At 50.2% G+C, this 18,576-nt stretch carries 16 protein-coding genes and 1 pseudogene; 12 read left to right on the plus strand and 5 right to left on the minus strand.

Annotated elements, in window-relative coordinates; all coding sequences use genetic code 11:
- Positions 1-306: 306 nt before the first annotated feature.
- Both dusA and pspG read left to right on the plus strand, forming a co-directional pair.
- Positions 307-1,344, plus strand: a complete 1,038-nt coding sequence (dusA, locus tag ACJHX7_RS20675) for a tRNA dihydrouridine(20/20a) synthase DusA (RefSeq protein ID WP_001298868.1) — start codon at positions 307-309, stop codon at positions 1,342-1,344.
- 133 nt (positions 1,345-1,477) lie between these two features.
- Positions 1,478-1,720: an envelope stress response protein PspG gene (gene pspG / locus ACJHX7_RS20680; protein ID WP_000891407.1), complete on the plus strand. Its 243-nt coding sequence runs from the start codon at positions 1,478-1,480 to the stop codon at positions 1,718-1,720.
- 165 nt (positions 1,721-1,885) lie between these two features.
- Here the strand turns inward: pspG and ACJHX7_RS20685 are convergent, their stop codons facing one another.
- A complete protein-coding gene (locus tag ACJHX7_RS20685) occupies positions 1,886-2,869 on the minus strand; it encodes a quinone oxidoreductase (RefSeq protein ID WP_000235517.1) in 984 nt (327 codons plus the stop codon).
- An 82-nt stretch (positions 2,870-2,951) separates the two neighbouring features.
- Here ACJHX7_RS20685 and dnaB point away from each other — a divergent pair, with 82 nt between their 5' ends.
- The 3 genes from dnaB to tyrB all read left to right on the plus strand — a co-directional run bounded on the left by dnaB (position 2,952) and on the right by tyrB (position 6,945).
- Positions 2,952-4,367: a replicative DNA helicase gene (dnaB, locus tag ACJHX7_RS20690; protein ID WP_000918363.1), complete on the plus strand. Its 1,416-nt coding sequence runs from the start codon at positions 2,952-2,954 to the stop codon at positions 4,365-4,367.
- Between the two features lie 52 nt (positions 4,368-4,419).
- Positions 4,420-5,499, plus strand: coding sequence for an alanine racemase (gene alr / locus ACJHX7_RS20695; RefSeq protein WP_001147328.1), 1,080 nt, complete (start codon positions 4,420-4,422; stop codon positions 5,497-5,499).
- Between the two features lie 252 nt (positions 5,500-5,751).
- Complete coding sequence (gene tyrB, locus ACJHX7_RS20700) at positions 5,752-6,945, plus strand: aromatic amino acid transaminase (RefSeq protein ID WP_000486954.1); 1,194 nt, start codon at positions 5,752-5,754, stop codon at positions 6,943-6,945.
- A 503-nt stretch (positions 6,946-7,448) separates the two neighbouring features.
- Here the strand turns inward: tyrB and ACJHX7_RS20705 are convergent.
- Positions 7,449-7,671, minus strand: a pseudogene (locus tag ACJHX7_RS20705) (hypothetical protein).
- A 400-nt stretch (positions 7,672-8,071) separates the two neighbouring features.
- Here ACJHX7_RS20705 and aphA point away from each other — a divergent pair.
- The 3 genes from aphA (at position 8,072) to ACJHX7_RS20720 (ending at position 9,672) form a co-directional block, all read left to right on the plus strand.
- A complete protein-coding gene (aphA, locus tag ACJHX7_RS20710) occupies positions 8,072-8,785 on the plus strand; it encodes an acid phosphatase AphA (protein ID WP_094030492.1) in 714 nt (237 codons plus the stop codon).
- A gap of 110 nt (positions 8,786-8,895) precedes the next feature.
- On the plus strand, positions 8,896-9,312 hold the full coding sequence (locus ACJHX7_RS20715; protein ID WP_000270375.1) for a secondary thiamine-phosphate synthase enzyme YjbQ: 417 nt from the start codon (positions 8,896-8,898) through the stop codon (positions 9,310-9,312).
- A gap of 3 nt (positions 9,313-9,315) precedes the next feature.
- Positions 9,316-9,672, plus strand: coding sequence for an MmcQ/YjbR family DNA-binding protein (locus ACJHX7_RS20720; RefSeq protein ID WP_000155657.1), 357 nt, complete (start codon positions 9,316-9,318; stop codon positions 9,670-9,672).
- A gap of 34 nt (positions 9,673-9,706) precedes the next feature.
- Here ACJHX7_RS20720 and uvrA read toward each other — a convergent pair whose 3' ends face one another.
- On the minus strand, positions 9,707-12,529 hold the full coding sequence (uvrA, locus tag ACJHX7_RS20725) for an excinuclease ABC subunit UvrA (protein WP_000357740.1): 2,823 nt from the start codon (positions 12,527-12,529) through the stop codon (positions 9,707-9,709).
- A gap of 254 nt (positions 12,530-12,783) precedes the next feature.
- Between uvrA and ssb1 the strand changes: the two genes are divergently transcribed.
- Entirely contained in the window at positions 12,784-13,320 is a 537-nt protein-coding gene (gene ssb1 / locus ACJHX7_RS20730; protein ID WP_000168305.1) for a single-stranded DNA-binding protein SSB1, read from the plus strand.
- Positions 13,321-13,418: 98 nt separating this feature from the next.
- Here the strand turns inward: ssb1 and ACJHX7_RS20735 are convergent, their stop codons facing one another.
- On the minus strand, positions 13,419-13,700 hold the full coding sequence (locus ACJHX7_RS20735) for a YjcB family protein (RefSeq protein ID WP_001295689.1): 282 nt from the start codon (positions 13,698-13,700) through the stop codon (positions 13,419-13,421).
- Between the two features lie 429 nt (positions 13,701-14,129).
- Here ACJHX7_RS20735 and pdeC point away from each other — a divergent pair, with 429 nt between their 5' ends.
- Positions 14,130-15,716, plus strand: coding sequence for a c-di-GMP phosphodiesterase PdeC (gene pdeC / locus ACJHX7_RS20740; RefSeq protein ID WP_094030493.1), 1,587 nt, complete (start codon positions 14,130-14,132; stop codon positions 15,714-15,716).
- 2 nt (positions 15,717-15,718) lie between these two features.
- On the opposite strand, the gene soxS is transcribed toward pdeC, so the two are convergent.
- Complete coding sequence (gene soxS, locus ACJHX7_RS20745) at positions 15,719-16,042, minus strand: superoxide response transcriptional regulator SoxS (protein WP_000019358.1); 324 nt, start codon at positions 16,040-16,042, stop codon at positions 15,719-15,721.
- Between the two features lie 85 nt (positions 16,043-16,127).
- Here soxS and soxR point away from each other — a divergent pair, with 85 nt between their 5' ends.
- Together soxR and ghxP are read left to right on the plus strand one after the other, a co-directional pair.
- Positions 16,128-16,592 carry a redox-sensitive transcriptional activator SoxR gene (gene soxR, locus ACJHX7_RS20750; protein ID WP_000412424.1) on the plus strand — a complete coding sequence of 155 codons (465 nt, stop codon included), beginning with the start codon at positions 16,128-16,130 and terminating at the stop codon, positions 16,590-16,592.
- 544 nt (positions 16,593-17,136) lie between these two features.
- Complete coding sequence (ghxP, locus tag ACJHX7_RS20755) at positions 17,137-18,486, plus strand: guanine/hypoxanthine transporter GhxP (protein WP_000106892.1); 1,350 nt, start codon at positions 17,137-17,139, stop codon at positions 18,484-18,486.
- The last annotated feature ends 90 nt before the right edge of the window (positions 18,487-18,576 follow it).

Below are 18,576 nucleotides of genomic sequence, written 5' to 3' on the forward strand. Positions count from 1 at the left end.
TTGGGTTCTTTTTTCTCTATCAGTGCTATTAGCAGGGAGAGATATCACCGTAGTTTAATGTGTGATTTTTATTTATCGTCGAACCTGGATTGTTTATCATTGGCCTTAACAAAGCTAACGGCTAATAAGATTATTTCCATCACTTCGTGAGAGCTTCATGCCTTGAGAGGATCTCAATTTTCTTTTGCAATGAGACAGGCGCTTCCTGTTGTTATGGTATAGTACCCCGCTATTGAGCCTCCTGAACAGTGATGCTGAATAACATAACTTAATGATATATCGATAAAATAATCTCTACATTTGAAAATGCACGGTAATTCTGAAATGCAAAAAATCAACCAAACCAGCGCAATGCCTGAAAAAACTGACGTTCACTGGAGTGGTCGGTTTAGCGTTGCACCAATGCTCGACTGGACGGACAGACATTGCCGCTATTTCTTGCGTCTGCTTTCCCGCAATACGTTGCTGTATACCGAAATGGTGACCACAGGGGCGATTATTCACGGTAAAGGTGATTATCTGGCGTACAGTGAAGAAGAACATCCGGTAGCGTTGCAACTCGGCGGTAGCGATCCGGCGGCGCTGGCGCAGTGTGCAAAGCTGGCAGAAGCGCGCGGATATGATGAGATCAACCTGAATGTCGGCTGCCCGTCTGACCGGGTGCAGAACGGCATGTTTGGGGCGTGTCTGATGGGTAATGCGCAGCTGGTTGCCGACTGCGTGAAAGCGATGCGCGATGTGGTGTCGATTCCGGTGACGGTGAAAACGCGTATTGGCATTGACGACCAGGACAGCTATGAATTTCTCTGCGATTTCATCAACACCGTTTCCGGCAAAGGCGAGTGTGAGATGTTCATCATCCACGCACGTAAAGCCTGGCTTTCGGGGTTAAGCCCGAAAGAAAACCGTGAAATCCCGCCGCTCGATTATCCGCGTGTGTATCAACTGAAGCGTGACTTTCCGCATCTGACAATGTCGATTAACGGTGGTATCAAGTCGCTGGAAGAGGCTAAAGCGCATTTGCAACATATGGATGGCGTGATGGTCGGGCGCGAAGCGTATCAGAATCCGGGTATTCTGGCGGCGGTAGACCGAGAGATCTTTGGTTCCTCGGATACCGATGCCGATCCGGTGGCGGTAGTGCGCGCCATGTATCCGTACATTGAGCGTGAACTCAGCCAGGGGACGTATCTTGGCCATATTACCCGGCATATGTTGGGCTTGTTCCAGGGTATTCCTGGCGCGCGGCAGTGGCGGCGTTATTTAAGTGAAAATGCCCATAAAGCGGGTGCAGACATTAATGTGCTGGAACACGCGCTCAAACTGGTGGCGGATAAGCGTTAACTTTTCACCAAAAAGTAGTCAAATTCACCACGCCCTGCGCACCGTCGCGGGGCGTTTTGCTGTTAAATCAATAGATTATTTTTGGCATGATTCTTGTAATGCCTGCAAGAGATTTCATATTTGGGAGAGCATCATGCTGGAACTACTTTTTGTGATTGGCTTTTTTGTCATGCTGATGGTCACCGGCGTTTCGTTGCTGGGCATTATCGCCGCGCTGGTTGTGGCGACGGCCATTATGTTCCTCGGCGGTATGCTGGCATTGATGATTAAGTTGCTGCCGTGGTTACTACTGGCGGTTGCGATGGTGTGGGTTATTAAGGCGATTAAAGCACCAAAAGTGCCGAAATATCAGCGTTATGACCGCTGGCGTTACTAAGGGATTGTGCGGATGATCACAACCTAAGGTTTTATCCTTAGAACAAAATAGGAATTGATAATCAAATCTGTCACTATTGCGCCTCTAACAGATTCATCGTGCTGTACCCTACATACAGCCGAACTATAAAAAGAAAGGGCTTCCCAGGTGGAAGCCCTATTTCTTTTATGGAATCAACAGGCTGGAACCTTGCGTCGCCCGGCTTTCCAGAATCTCATGCGCACGCTGCGCATCCTTCAGCGGATATTTCTGCTGCTCGGCGACATCGACCTTAATCACACCGCTGGCAATCAAAGAGAACAGTTCATTACTGGCCTCGGTTAATTCCTCCCGCGTGGTGATATAGCCTTGCAGGGAAGGGCGTGTCACATACAACGAGCCTTTCTGATTGAGAATGCCTAAGTTCACACCGGTAACCGCACCTGATGAGTTGCCAAAACTCACCATTAAGCCGCGGCGTTGCAGGCAATCCAGCGACCGTTCCCAGGTGTCTCTGCCCACGGAATCGTACACCACGCGCACTTTCTTACCAGCGGTGATCTCTTTCAATCGCTCGACCAGATTCTCTTCACGATAGTTAATAACCTGCCACGCGCCGGCTTTTAGCGCGCTCTGCGCTTTTTGCGCGGTTCCTACGGTGCCGATAAGTTTCGCGCCCAGGGCTTTTGCCCACTGGCAGGCAATTAAGCCAACGCCGCCAGCCGCTGCGTGGAACAGGAACTGCTCATCGGGTTTAATTTCATAGGTTTTGCGCAGCAGATAATAAACCGTTAAGCCTTTCAGGAAGGATGCCGCCGCTTGCTCAAAAGAAATTGCCGCAGGCAGAATCGCCGCTTTATCCGCATTAATGTTATGCACCGAGCTGTAAGCGCCTAACGCCGACTGCGCATAGACTACACGATCGCCTGCCTTAATATGCTTTACACCACTGCCGACTTTACTCACGATGCCTGCCGCTTCGGTACCTAATCCGCTGGGTAGCGATGGCGGCGGGTAAAGGCCGCTGCGGATATACGTGTCGATAAAATTGATGCCGATGGCTTTATTTTCGACCTGGATTTCATTCTCCGCCGGATCGGCAGGAGTGAACTCTACGGCTTGAAGTACTTCCGGGCCACCGTGCTTGTGAAATTCAATTCGTGTTGCCATGTGTCCTCCAGAACGTATCGTCAGGGTCTGCTTCATATGGTAAAGTTTCGACCCATTCTTTATCTCGGTAACTCCATTCACTATGGCAGGAAATAAACCCTTCAACAAACAGCAGGCTGAACCCCGCGAACGCGATCCACAAGTTGCCGGGCTGAAAGTGCCTCCGCACTCGATCGAAGCGGAGCAGTCGGTGTTGGGCGGTTTAATGCTGGATAACGAACGCTGGGATGATGTAGCCGAGCGGGTGGTGGCAGACGACTTTTACACCCGCCCACACCGTCATATCTTTACTGAAATGGCGCGTTTGCAGGAAAGCGGTAGTCCTATCGATCTGATTACCCTTGCGGAATCGCTGGAACGCCAGGGGCAACTTGATAGCGTCGGTGGTTTCGCTTATCTGGCGGAGCTGTCAAAAAATACGCCAAGTGCGGCGAACATCAGTGCTTATGCTGACATCGTGCGTGAACGTGCCGTTGTTCGCGAGATGATTTCGGTTGCGAATGAGATTGCCGAAGCCGGTTTTGATCCGCAGGGGCGTACCAGCGAAGATCTGCTGGACCTGGCTGAATCCCGCGTCTTTAAAATTGCCGAAAGTCGTGCAAACAAAGACGAAGGGCCGAAGAACATCGCCGATGTGCTCGACGCCACGGTGGCGCGTATTGAGCAGTTGTTTCAGCAGCCACACGATGGCGTTACCGGGGTAAACACCGGTTATGACGATCTCAACAAAAAAACCGCTGGCTTGCAGCCGTCGGATTTGATCATCGTCGCCGCGCGTCCGTCGATGGGTAAAACAACATTTGCGATGAACCTCGTCGAAAACGCGGCGATGTTGCAGGATAAACCAGTACTTATCTTCTCGCTGGAGATGCCATCAGAACAGATTATGATGCGTTCTTTGGCGTCGCTGTCGCGCGTTGACCAGACTAAAATCCGTACCGGGCAGCTCGATGATGAAGACTGGGCACGTATTTCCGGCACCATGGGTATTTTGCTCGAAAAACGCAATATCTATATCGATGACTCCTCCGGCCTGACGCCAACGGAAGTGCGTTCCCGCGCACGCCGTATTGCCCGTGAACACGGCGGCATCGGGCTTATCATGATCGACTACCTGCAACTGATGCGCGTACCGGCGCTTTCCGATAACCGTACGCTGGAAATTGCAGAAATCTCCCGCTCGCTGAAAGCACTGGCGAAAGAACTGAACGTGCCGGTGGTGGCGCTGTCCCAGTTGAACCGTTCTCTGGAACAACGTGCCGACAAACGCCCGGTCAACTCCGACCTGCGTGAATCTGGCTCTATCGAGCAGGATGCGGACTTGATCATGTTTATCTATCGTGATGAGGTGTATCACGAAAACAGTGATTTAAAAGGCATCGCGGAAATTATTATCGGTAAACAACGTAACGGCCCAATCGGGACGGTACGCCTGACCTTTAACGGTCAATGGTCGCGCTTCGACAACTATGCGGGGCCGCAGTACGACGACGAATAATAATTATTTTATGAATTAGGTAATTAAAGCAAACACTTATCAAGGAACACAAATGCAAGCGGCAACTGTTGTGATTAACCGCCGCGCTCTGCGACACAACCTGCAACGTCTTCGTGAACTGGCACCTGCCAGTAAAATGGTTGCGGTGGTGAAAGCGAACGCTTATGGTCACGGTCTTCTTGAGACCGCGCGAACGCTCCCCGATGCTGACGCCTTTGGCGTAGCCCGTCTCGAAGAAGCTCTGCGACTGCGTGCGGGGGGAATCACCAAACCTGTACTGTTACTCGAAGGCTTTTTTGATGCCAGAGATCTGCCGACGATTTCTGCGCAACATTTTCATACCGCCGTGCATAACGAAGAACAGCTGGCTGCGCTGGAAGAGGCCAGCCTGGACGAGCCGGTTACCGTCTGGATGAAACTCGATACCGGTATGCACCGTCTGGGCGTAAGGCCGGAACAGGCTGAGGCGTTTTATCATCGCCTGACCCAGTGTAAAAACGTTCGTCAGCCGGTGAATATCGTCAGCCATTTTGCGCGCGCGGATGAACCAAAATGCGGCGCAACCGAGAAACAACTCGCTATCTTTAATACCTTTTGCGAAGGCAAACCAGGTCAACGTTCCATTGCCGCATCGGGTGGCATTCTGCTGTGGCCACAGTCGCATTTTGACTGGGTGCGCCCGGGCATCATTCTTTATGGCGTCTCGCCGCTGGAAGATCGTTCCACCGGTGCCGATTTTGGCTGTCAGCCAGTGATGTCACTAACCTCCAGCCTGATTGCCGTGCGTGAGCACAAAGCCGGAGAGCCTGTCGGTTATGGTGGAACCTGGGTAAGCGAACGTGATACGCGCCTGGGCGTAGTCGCGATGGGTTATGGCGATGGTTATCCGCGCGCCGCGCCGTCCGGTACGCCAGTGCTGGTGAACGGTCGCGAAGTGCCGATTGTCGGGCGAGTCGCGATGGATATGATCTGCGTCGACTTAGGTCCACAGGCGCAGGATAAAGCCGGGGACCCGGTCATTTTATGGGGCGAAGGTTTGCCCGTAGAACGTATCGCTGAAATGACGAAAGTGAGCGCTTACGAACTTATCACGCGCCTGACTTCAAGGGTCGCGATGAAATACGTGGATTAATCGTTCTGTAATATTTGATTGTCTGTGCCGGATGCGGCGTGAATGCCTTATCCGGCCAATAAAATCCTACCAATTCAATAAGTTGATATTCTTTCATGCTCTTATAAAGGTCGTGCCTCTGGCGGATGTACGTTTATCATTAGTCTCACTCTGTTGCTAATTGCCGTTCGCCCCTGAACATCCACTCGATCTTCGTCTACTTCCGGTTTATTGTGTTTTAACCACCTGCCCGTAAACCTGGAGAACCATCGCGTGTTTCAAAAAGTTGACGCCTACGCTGGCGACCCGATTCTTACGCTTATGGAGCGTTTTAAAGAAGACCCTCGCAGCGACAAAGTGAATTTAAGTATCGGTCTGTACTACAACGAAGACGGAATTATTCCACAACTGAAAGCCGTGGCGGATGCGGAAGCGCGCCTGAATGCGCAGCCTCATGGCGCTTCGCTTTATTTACCGATGGAAGGGCTTAACAGCTATCGCCATGCTATTGCGCCGCTGCTGTTTGGTGCGGACCATCCGGTACTGCAACAACAGCGCGTAGCAACCATTCAAACCCTTGGCGGCTCAGGGGCATTGAAAGTGGGCGCAGATTTCCTGAAACGCTACTTCCCGGAATCAGGCGTCTGGGTCAGCGATCCTACCTGGGAAAACCACGTAGCAATATTCACCGGGGCTGGATTCGAAGTAAGTACTTACCCCTGGTATGACGAAGCGACTAACGGCGTGCGCTTTAATGACCTGTTGGCGACGCTGAAAACATTACCTGCCCGCAGTATTGTGTTGCTGCATCCATGTTGCCACAACCCAACGGGTGCCGATCTCACTAATAACCAGTGGGATGCGGTGATTGAAATTCTCAAAGCTCGCGAGCTTATCCCATTTCTTGATATTGCCTATCAAGGATTTGGTGCCGGTATGGAAGAGGATGCCTACGCCATTCGCGCCATTGCCAGCGCTGGATTACCCGCTCTGGTGAGCAATTCGTTCTCGAAAATTTTCTCCCTTTACGGCGAGCGCGTCGGCGGACTTTCTGTTCTGTGTGAAGATGCCGAAGCTGCAGACCGCGTACTGGGGCAATTGAAAGCAACAGTTCGCCGCAACTACTCCAGCCCGCCGAATTTTGGTGCGCAGGTGGTGGCAGCGGTGCTGAATGACGAGGCATTGAAAGCCAGCTGGCTGGCGGAAGTAGAAGAGATGCGTACTCGCATTTTGGCAATGCGTCAGGAACTGGTGAAGGTATTAAGCACAGAGATGCCAGAACGCAATTTCGATTATCTGCTTAATCAGCGCGGCATGTTCAGTTATACCGGTTTAAGTGCCGCTCAGGTTGACCGACTACGTGAGGAGTTTGGTGTTTACCTGATTACCAGCGGGCGCATGTGTGTCGCCGGGTTAAATACGGCAAATGTACAACGTGTGGCAAAGGCGTTTGCTGCGGTGATGTAATGCAGGAAAGCAGGCTGGAGCTACCCAGCCTGCAGTGAAATTAAACTGTCGTCGCTTTCACTCTTGCTTTATAGATGATTTTTTTGATGCCATCGTTTTACGTGAGGGATAATAAAAGGTTGTCAGTTCTTTTATTGTTAAGTTTATCCCAATTATCTGGAATTCCTTTCCCTGTTTTTTCGTGTGGAGTAATAATTTTTGCACATCTAACCATTATTAAATTTAATAATAAGTATCGGGTTTGTTACGATAGAATATTTCTATATCCTCAAGAATATGCTTTGCCTTATTGCCTGTGACTTTCTGAGATTCAATTATAGTATCGTTAAATTCTAATGTTAAAGAGAACTCTTTTTTTCCGCTTTGTGTAAGTTTAACCTTATATTGATTACCAATATCAAATGAAAAGGTCCTGTAATGAGAATAATCACCTTTAACCTCCTCGGCAAAACAGCAAAGCGTGCAAATATACATACAATCTTTCTTGCCTCTGATTTTGTTAACTAAATCAATAAAAGCGTGAAAAATTGTACTTGCAATAGAACTTGATACTTCTTCTCCAGGTCTACAAAAATCTTTTGCAATTTTTAACTGTGTTTCTATATATAAAAAGAAATCTTTGGCATAAGAAAAATCTTTGGAATAAGAGATATCTTTATTATTTAGTGCATCTAGCTCAACAGGTAAAGATGTCATTTTGTTGCTATTCACATATGATATATTCATATCATCATCTCCTTCGAGAGTAATAAAATTAGTCACCATTGTAGGGTAGGGTTCTGGTCAACCAGAAATCATCTTTATAAACTTCGATTGTTTTTGTAATGCTGTATCATTAAGTTCATTAAATCGTACAGCAGATAAATGTTCTATCAAATTTCGCTCATTTGCAGAGGATTCATCATAATAAACGTAAAATTAATGTATCCTTCATTGAGGAATAAACATTTTTTTACAAAAAAACGACAGGAACGTATTTACTGGGTTAAATATAATCATCCTGCTTTTCATCACAAAAACCGCAGATAATCCTTCCTTTCCCCTGCTGCTGGCGTTATGGTCAGATGGTTTTTGCAACAAATCTCACAATAAAAAGTTTCAACATACTGACTATTTAGGGAAAAATATGCGCAAGATCACACAGGCAATCAGTGCCGTTTGCTTATTGTTCGCTCTAAACAGTTCCGCTGTTGCCCTGGCCTCATCTCCTTCGCCGCTTAACCCTGGTACTAACGTTGCCAGGCTTGCTGAACAGGCACCAATTCATTGGGTTTCGGTCGCACAAATTGAAAATAGCCTCGCAGGGCGTCCGCCAATGGCGGTGGGGTTTGATATCGATGACACGGTACTTTTTTCCAGTCCGGGCTTCTGGCGCGGCAAAAAAACCTTCTCGCCAGAAAGCGAAGATTATCTGAAAAATCCTGTGTTCTGGGAAAAAATGAACAATGGCTGGGATGAATTCAGCATTCCAAAAGAGGTCGCTCGCCAGCTGATTGATATGCATGTACGCCGCGGTGACGCGATCTTCTTTGTGACTGGTCGTAGCCCGACGAAAACAGAAACGGTTTCAAAAACGCTGGCGGATAATTTTCATATTCCTGCCACCAACATGAATCCGGTGATCTTTGCGGGTGATAAACCAGGGCAAAATACAAAATCGCAATGGCTGCAGGATAAAAATATCCGAATTTTTTATGGCGATTCCGATAACGATATTACCGCCGCACGCGATGTCGGCGCTCGTGGTATCCGCATTCTGCGTGCCTCCAACTCTACCTACAAACCCTTGCCACAAGCGGGTGCGTTTGGTGAAGAGGTGATCGTCAATTCAGATTACTGACAGAGCGGGAGAGCGTGACACTCTCCCGAATGCTGTTTTTTTAATCACACCTTTATCCTTTCTCTGTCTTGCTGCAAACTGATTAAGAGAGTTTTATCAAGGAGCAGCACATGTGGTATCAAAAGACGCTCACGCTTAGCGCCAAATCTCGTGGGTTTCATCTGGTAACGGATGAAATTCTGAATCAGCTGGCTGATATGCCGCGCGTTAACATCGGTTTACTGCATCTGTTGCTGCAACATACCTCCGCCTCTCTGACACTTAATGAGAACTGCGATCCCACCGTACGCCACGACATGGAGCGTTTTTTCCTCCGCACCGTTCCCGACAACGGAAATTATGAGCATGACTATGAGGGAGCAGACGATATGCCTTCTCATATCAAATCCTCAATGCTGGGAACATCGCTTGTATTGCCGGTGCATAAAGGGCGTATTCAGACCGGCACCTGGCAAGGCATCTGGCTGGGGGAACATCGCATCCACGGCGGATCGCGTCGCATTATCGCGACACTACAAGGGGAGTAAAAAATGACCATTTCGGAGTTGCTACAATATTGCATGGCAAAACCAGGCGCAGAACAGAGCGTGCATAACGACTGGAAAGCGACGCAGATCAAAGTGGAAGATGTACTGTTTGCGATGGTGAAAGAAGTAGAAAATCGCCCGGCGGTTTCGCTGAAAACCAGCCCGGAGCTGGCGGAGCTGCTACGTCAGCAGCACAGCGATGTGCGTCCAAGCCGCCATCTGAATAAAGCGCACTGGAGCACCGTGTATCTCGACGGTTCGCTGCCAGATTCGCAAATCTATTATCTGGTGGATGCGTCTTATCAGCAGGCGGTGAATTTGCTGCCGGAAGAAAAACGTAAATTGCTGGTGCAACTCTGAAAGGAAAAGGCCGCTCAGAAAGCGGCCTTAACGATTACAGCATCGGCTTGAGGAAGCGTGCCGTATGCGAAGCTTCGCACTCCGCGACGGTTTCTGGCGTACCGGAGACGAGGATCTCGCCGCCGCCACTGCCGCCTTCCGGTCCCAGGTCGACAATCCAGTCAGCGGTTTTGATCACGTCGAGATTGTGTTCAATCACCACAATGGTATTGCCCTGATCGCGCAGTTTATGCAGTACGTCGAGCAGTTGCTGAATATCGGCGAAGTGCAGACCGGTGGTCGGCTCGTCGAGAATATACAGTGTCTGCCCGGTGCCGCGTTTTGACAGCTCACGCGCCAGCTTCACGCGCTGGGCTTCACCGCCTGAAAGGGTGGTTGCGGACTGCCCCAGGCGAATGTACGTCAGGCCAACGTCCATCAACGTTTGCAGCTTACGCGCCAGTGCAGGTACGGCATCAAAGAACTCACGCGCCTCTTCGATGGTCATATCCAGCACTTCGTGGATGGTTTTGCCTTTGTACTTAATTTCCAGCGTTTCACGGTTATAGCGTTTACCTTTACACTGGTCGCACGGTACGTAAATGTCCGGCAGGAAGTGCATCTCCACTTTGATCACGCCGTCGCCCTGACAGGCTTCGCAGCGTCCGCCACGGACGTTAAAGCTGAAACGTCCCGGCGTATAGCCGCGCGCACGGGATTCCGGTACGCCCGCAAACAGTTCGCGCACAGGCGTAAACACGCCGGTATAGGTCGCTGGGTTAGAACGCGGAGTACGACCAATTGGGCTTTGGTCGATATCGATCACTTTATCGAAATGCTCCAGCCCCTGAATATCGCGATACGGTGCCGGTTCGGCGATGGTCGCACCATTCAACTGGCGTTGGGCAATCGGGAACAGTGTGTCGTTAATCAGTGTCGATTTACCGGAACCTGAAACCCCTGTGATGCAGGTAAACAGACCGACTGGCAGCGTTAGCGTCACGTCTTTCAGGTTATTACCGCGTGCACCCGTCAGCTTCAGCACTTTTTCCGGATTCGCCGGAACGCGTTTCTTCGGCACTTCAATCTTGCGTTTACCGCTCATGTACTGTCCGGTCAACGACTCCGGCACCGCCATAATCGCTTCCAGTGGACCTTCCGCGACCACTTCACCGCCGTGAACACCCGCACCAGGACCGATATCGATCACATGGTCAGCCGCGCGAATCGCGTCTTCGTCGTGCTCCACCACAATCACGGTATTACCGAGATCGCGCAGATGGATAAGCGTACCCAACAGGCGCTCGTTATCGCGCTGGTGCAGGCCGATAGACGGCTCATCCAGCACGTACATAACGCCAACCAGGCCCGCACCAATCTGGCTCGCCAGACGAATACGCTGGGCTTCACCGCCAGAAAGCGTTTCTGCCGAGCGGGAAAGCGTCAGGTAATTCAGGCCGACGTTAACGAGGAATTTCAAACGATCGCCGATCTCTTTAAGAATTTTTTCCGCAATCTTCGCCCGCTGACCTGCGAGTTTGAGATTGTTGAAGAATTCCATCGCATGACCAATGCTCATGTCGGAAATGGCGGGCAGCGGCGTATTCTCGACATACACGTGGCGCGCTTCCCGACGCAGACGCGTCCCTTCGCAGCTGGCGCACGGGCGATTGCTGATGAACTTGGCTAATTCTTCGCGTACCGCGCTGGACTCCGTCTCTTTATAACGGCGCTCCATATTGTGCAGCACGCCTTCAAACGGATGACGACGAATGGAGGTATCGCCACGATCGTTCATGTATTTGAATTCAATGTTTTCTTTGCCAGAACCGTACAACACCACTTTATGCACGTTCGCGCTCAGGCTGCCCCACGGCGCTTCGACGTCGAACTTATAGTGATCTGCCAGCGATTTCAGCATCTGGAAATAATAGAAGTTGCGGCGATCCCAGCCACGGATCGCACCGCCAGCCAGCGACAGTTCCGGATTCTGGATCACGCGGTCAGGATCGAAATATTGCTGTACGCCAAGGCCGTCGCAGGTCGGGCAGGCCCCCGCCGGGTTGTTAAACGAAAACAGTCGCGGCTCCAGCTCGCGCATACTGTAACCGCAAATTGGGCAGGCGAAGTTGGCGGAGAACAGCAGCTCTTCCGCTTTCGGGTCGTCCATATCCGCCACTACCGCGGTACCACCGGAAAGCTCTAGCGCGGTTTCAAACGACTCGGCCAGACGTTGGGTAAGATCGTCACGCACCTTGAAGCGATCAACCACCACTTCAATAGTGTGTTTCTTTTGCAGTTCCAGTTTCGGCGGATCGGAAAGATCGCAGACTTCGCCATCAATACGAGCACGGATGTAACCCTGGCTTGCCAGGTTCTCCAGCGTTTTGGTGTGTTCGCCTTTGCGCTCTTTAATGATTGGCGCAAGCAGCATCAGACGCTTGCCTTCCGGCTGTGACAGCACGTTATCCACCATCTGGCTGACGGTTTGCGCCGCCAGCGGGACGTCGTGGTCCGGACAGCGCGGCTCGCCGACGCGGGCGAACAACAAACGCAAATAGTCGTGGATTTCGGTGATTGTCCCCACCGTAGAACGCGGGTTATGAGACGTTGATTTCTGCTCAATTGAGATGGCAGGAGAAAGCCCCTCAATATGATCGACGTCCGGCTTTTCCATCAGTGACAGAAACTGCCGCGCGTAGGCGGAAAGGGATTCAACGTAACGGCGCTGCCCTTCGGCATATAAGGTGTCGAAAGCGAGCGAGGATTTGCCAGAACCCGAAAGCCCGGTCACGACAATGAGCTTGTCGCGGGGGATAACGAGGTTGATGTTTTTGAGATTATGGGTGCGGGCGCCCCGAACTTCGATCTTATCCATTCACCTTTCCCGGATTAAACGCTTTTTTGCCCGGTGGCATGGTGCTACCGGCGATCACAAACGGTTAATTATGACACAAATTGACCTGAATGAATATACAGTATTGGAATGCATTACCCGGAGTGTTGTGTAACAATGTCTGGCCAGGTTTGTTTCCCGGAACCGAGGTCACAACATAGTAAAAGCGCTATTGGTAATGGTACAATCGCGCGTTTACACTTATTCAGAACGATTTTTTTTCAGGAGACACGAACATGGCCAGCAGAGGCGTAAACAAGGTTATTCTCGTTGGTAATCTGGGTCAGGACCCGGAAGTACGCTACATGCCAAATGGTGGCGCAGTTGCCAACATTACGCTGGCTACTTCCGAATCCTGGCGTGACAAAGCGACCGGCGAGATGAAAGAGCAGACTGAATGGCACCGCGTTGTGCTGTTCGGCAAACTGGCAGAAGTAGCCAGCGAATATCTGCGTAAAGGTTCTCAGGTTTATATCGAAGGTCAGCTGCGTACCCGCAAATGGACCGATCAATCCGGTCAGGATCGCTACACCACAGAAGTCGTGGTGAACGTTGGCGGCACCATGCAGATGCTGGGTGGTCGTCAGGGTGGTGGCGCTCCGGCAGGTGGCAATATCGGTGGTGGTCAGCCGCAGGGCGGTTGGGGTCAGCCTCAGCAGCCGCAGGGTGGCAATCAGTTCAGCGGCGGCGCGCAGTCTCGCCCGCAGCAGTCCGCCCCGGCAGCGCCGTCTAACGAGCCGCCGATGGATTTTGATGACGACATTCCGTTCTAATTTGTCGTTAAAACAATAGGTTATATTGTTTTAAGGTGGATGATTAAAGCATCTGCCAGCCATAAAAAAGAAGCCTCCGTTTTGGAGGCTTCTACATATCAAGTCAAAATCATTGGCCATTGTGGCGGTGTCTGATTCATCTCTTCTATCATCACTGACTCGATGTTGTGCCAGATGGCGGTGATATCCGCCATTGTGATGCCAAGCAACCCCATTGCGAACCAGCAGGCAGAAACCACGCCCAGACCGCTGCTGATCACTGCAAGCCCGACATAATCAGACCGACGAAAACGGATGTTGAGTGTGCTGGCCAGAAACATCATTACGGCACTAAGAAGTTGCCAGCGAAGAAGAACCACGCCAGTGGTGAGGGTAGCCATCAAACAATTCCTCTGAAAAGAGCCGATGCCTCGGACAGCGCGGCGTTGTTCACGGGAGGCGTGATACACTCTGGCTATCGCGGGGCTTGCAGAACACAAAAAAGAAACACTCTGTTTGTTTCATTAATTTTGTGAACTATATCACAATTGATTGTTTGTTAGCCAGATTAGGCCGTGACTTTTATTGCCGTACAGATTATGTGTTTTTTCAGCGGCATTAAGGGTATATCTTCCCACCGCCTCTGCATTCCTGTAGGAAATTAGTTTTGAATATCAATGAATTATTTTTATTCAGGTGACGATTAAAAAGGTATCAATTTCAAATCAGGCAAAAGTGCTATTTATACCGTAAGATTTATCTAAAGACGTCGATAACCAGGGTTCTCGCCTTGCAATGACCGGGTATAAACAGGCAGGAAATTGATAGCAATGAGTCATCGTGCACGACACCAATTACTGGCGTTGCCGGGCATTATCTTTTTAGTTCTCTTTCCCATCATTCTGTCGCTATGGATTGCCTTCTTTTGGGCAAAATCAGAAGTGAATAATCAGCTCCGAACCTTTGCTCAGCTGGCGTTGGATAAATCTGAGCTGGTCATTCGTCAGGCAGATTTAGTGAGCGATGCAGCTGAACGCTATCAGGGGCAAGTTTGCACTCCAGCCCATCAAAAGCGAATGTTGAATATTATTCGTGGCTATCTTTATATTAATGAATTGATCTATGCCCGTGATAACCATTTTTTATGCTCATCGCTGATAGCGCCTGTAAACGGCTATACGATTGCACCGGCCGATTATAAGCGTGAACCTAACGTTTCTATCTATTATTACCGCGATACGCCTTTTTTCTCTGGCTATAAAATGACCTATATGCAGCGGGGAAATTATGTGGCGGTCATCAACCCTCTCTTCTGGAGTGAAGTGATGTCTGATGATCCGACATTGCAATGGGGTGTATATGATACGGTAACGAAAACCTTTTTCTCGTTAAGCAACGAGGCCTCGGCAGCAACGTTTTCTCCACTGATTCATTTGAATGATTTAACCGTACAAAGAAATGGCTATTTATATGCGACAGTTTATTCGACAAAACGCCCAATTGCAGCCATTGTTGCGACTTCATATCAACGTCTTATAGCGCATTTTTATAATCATCTTATTTTTGCGTTACCCGCCGGTATTTTGGGGAGTCTTGTTCTGTTATTACTCTGGCTACGTATTCGACAAAACTATTTGTCTCCCAAACGCAAATTGCAACGCGCCCTCGAAAAACATCAACTTTGCCTTTATTACCAGCCAATAATCGATATCAAAACAGAAAAATGTATCGGAGCTGAAGCATTGTTACGTTGGCCTGGTGAGCAGGGGCAAGTAATGAATCCGGCAGAGTTTATTCCGCTGGCAGAAAAGGAGGGGATGATCGGACAGGTAACTGATTATGTTATTGATAATGTCTTCCGCGATCTGGGCGCGTACCTGGCAACACATGCCGATCGCTATGTTTCTATTAACCTGTCGGCCTCCGATTTTCATACGTCACGGTTGATAGCGCGAACCAATCAGAAAACAGAGCAATACGCGGTGCGTCCACAGCAAATTAAATTTGAAGTGACTGAACATGCATTTCTTGATGTCGACAAAATGACACCAATTATTCTGGCTTTCCGCCAGGCTGGTTACGAAGTGGCAATTGATGATTTTGGTATTGGCTACTCTAACTTGCATAACCTTAAATCATTGAATGTCGATATTTTGAAAATCGATAAATCGTTTGTTGAGACGCTGACCACCCATAAAACCAGTCATTTGATTGCGGAACACATCATCGAGCTGGCGCACAGTCTGGGGTTAAAAACGATCGCTGAAGGCGTCGAAACTGAGGAACAGGTTAACTGGCTGCGCAAACGCGGCGTGCGCTATTGCCAGGGATGGTTCTTTGCGAAGGCGATGCCGCCGCAGGTGTTTATGCAATGGATGGAGCAATTACCCGCGCGGGAGTTAACGCGCGGGCAATAAAACTACAGGCGGTGGCGATAATCGCTGGGAGTGCGATCAAACTGCCGACGGAAAACGCGGGAGAAGGTCTGCTGCGAGACATAACCCAGGTCCATTGCGATATCAAAAATCGGACGCTCGGTGGTGCGCAACTCAACGGCGGCCAGTAACAGGCGGCGTTGGCGAATGTAATCACCAAGTGTCTGATGCGTCACCGTGCGGAACATCCGCTGTAAGTACCACTTTGAATAGCCTGATTTTTTTGCGACGACATCAATGTTAAGCGGCTGGTCAATATGCTCGTCAATCCATGCGATAAGATCCTGAATAATTTTCTGATGGGACATAAATCTGCCTCTTTTCAGTGTTCAGTTCGTTAATTCATCTGTTGGGGAGTATAATTCCTCAAGTTAACTTGAGGTAAAGCGATTTATGGAAAAGAAATTACCCCGCATTAAAGCGCTGCTAACCCCCGGCGAAGTGGCGAAACGCAGCGGTGTGGCGGTATCGGCGCTGCATTTCTATGAAAGCAAAGGGTTGATTAGCAGTATCCGTAATAGTGGCAATCAGCGGCGATATAAACGTGATGTGTTGCGATATGTCGCAATCATCAAAATTGCTCAGCGTATTGGCATTCCGCTGGCGACCATTCGTGAAGCATTTGGCGTGTTGCCCGAAGGGCATACATTAAGTGCGAAAGAGTGGAAACAGCTTTCGTCCCAATGGCGAGAAGAGTTGGATCGGCGCATTCATACCTTAGTGGCGCTGCGTGACGAACTGGACGGATGTATTGGTTGTGGCTGCCTTTCGCGCAGTGATTGCCCGTTGCGTAACCCGGGCGACCGCTTAGGAGAAGAAGGCACAGGCGCACGCTTGCTGGAAGATGAACAAAACTAAAGCGCCACAAGGGCGCTTTAGTTTGTTTTCCGGTCTTTGTCTTTCTCTCTATCCCGCTGGTACACAGGAGGGTTTCCCCCGACGTCAACACACCTCATTCGAGCACGTGGTGGAGGTTCCGGTTGGTGTTGATGCTTTAATTGTATGTTACCGGCGTTTCTTCGCCAGTGTAAAGTACACTTTTTAGCCGCAATATTTTTGTCATCTCAGACGATTTTTTATCGCAATCCTGAACGGTATACGGTTCGATAACGCTGCAATCTTGCGCATCGACGATAACGTTTGCGCGTCAATTGCCTGGTTTTTCATCGTCAAGACAATAAAAGAGAAAAAAGCAGCAAACTTCGGTTGAAAAAGCCGCTATGATCGCCGGATAATCGTTTGCTTTTTTTACCACCCGTTTTGTATGCGCGGAGCTAAACGTTTGCTTTTTTGCGACGCAGCAAATTGTCGCAAACCTGGAGCAGGAAGATAACGTTTCGCTGGCAGGGGATTGTCCGCCACGCATCTTGACGAAAATTAAACTCTCAGGGGATGTTTTCTTATGTCTACGCCATCAGCGCGTACCGGCGGTTCACTCGACGCCTGGTTTAAAATTTCACAACGTGGAAGCACTGTCCGTCAGGAAGTGGTTGCCGGGTTAACAACATTTCTGGCGATGGTCTACTCGGTTATCGTCGTTCCAGGCATGTTGGGTAAAGCAGGCTTCCCGCCTGCGGCAGTTTTCGTTGCGACCTGTCTGGTTGCCGGACTCGGTTCTATCGTGATGGGTCTGTGGGCTAATCTGCCGTTGGCGATTGGTTGCGCCATCTCCCTGACGGCGTTTACCGCATTCAGTCTGGTGCTGGGGCAACATATTAGCGTACCTGTCGCGCTGGGTGCCGTGTTCCTGATGGGTGTGCTGTTTACGGTCATTTCTGCCACGGGTATCCGTAGCTGGATTTTGCGCAACTTGCCGCACGGTGTGGCGCACGGCACGGGGATTGGTATCGGTCTGTTCCTGCTGCTGATTGCTGCTAATGGTGTCGGTCTGGTGATTAAAAACCCACTTGATGGTCTGCCCGTCGCGCTGGGGGATTTCACGACCTTTCCGGTGATGATGTCGTTGGTGGGGCTGGCAGTGATTATCGGCCTGGAAAAACTGAAAGTCCCTGGTGGCATTCTGCTGACCATTATCGGTATCTCAATTGTCGGTTTGATCTTCGATCCTAACGTCCATTTCTCCGGCGTTTTCGCCATGCCTTCATTGAGCGATGAAAACGGCAATTCACTGATTGGCAGCCTGGACATTATGGGGGCGCTGAATCCTGTAGTCCTGCCAAGTGTTCTGGCACTGGTGATGACGGCAGTATTTGATGCCACCGGAACTATCCGCGCCGTCGCCGGTCAGGCGAACCTGCTGGATAAAGATGGGCAGATCATCGACGGCGGGAAAGCACTGACCACCGACTCCATGAGCAGCGTTTTCTCTGGCCTGGTGGGTGCAGCTCCGGCAGCGGTATACATCGAGTCTGCGGCGGGTACGGCGGCGGGCGGTAAAACCGGGTTGACGGCTATCACCGTTGGCGTGCTGTTCCTGCTGATTCTGTTCCTCTCTCCGCTCTCTTACCTCGTTCCGGGGTACGCAACGGCTCCGGCGCTGATGTACGTTGGCCTGCTGATGCTGAGCAACGTGGCGAAAATCGACTTTGCTGATTTTGTTGATGCGATGGCGGGTCTGGTTACGGCGGTATTCATCGTGCTGACCTGTAACATCGTAACAGGCATCATGATCGGCTTCGCGACTCTGGTGATTGGTCGTCTGGTTTCCGGCGAATGGCGCAAGTTGAACATAGGTACGGTCGTTATTGCCGTGGCGCTGGTGACCTTCTATGCGGGTGGCTGGGCTATCTAATCTTACATAGGATTCTGAAAACGGGTGGCAATGGCTGCCCGTTTTTATTTTCTCCGCACATTGTGTGAGCTTTTGCGATATTCTGAAAAA

The organism is Escherichia sp. WS1451 (assembly GCF_046487365.1).
In the GTDB taxonomy this organism is placed as follows: Bacteria; Pseudomonadota; Gammaproteobacteria; order Enterobacterales; family Enterobacteriaceae; genus Escherichia; species Escherichia coli.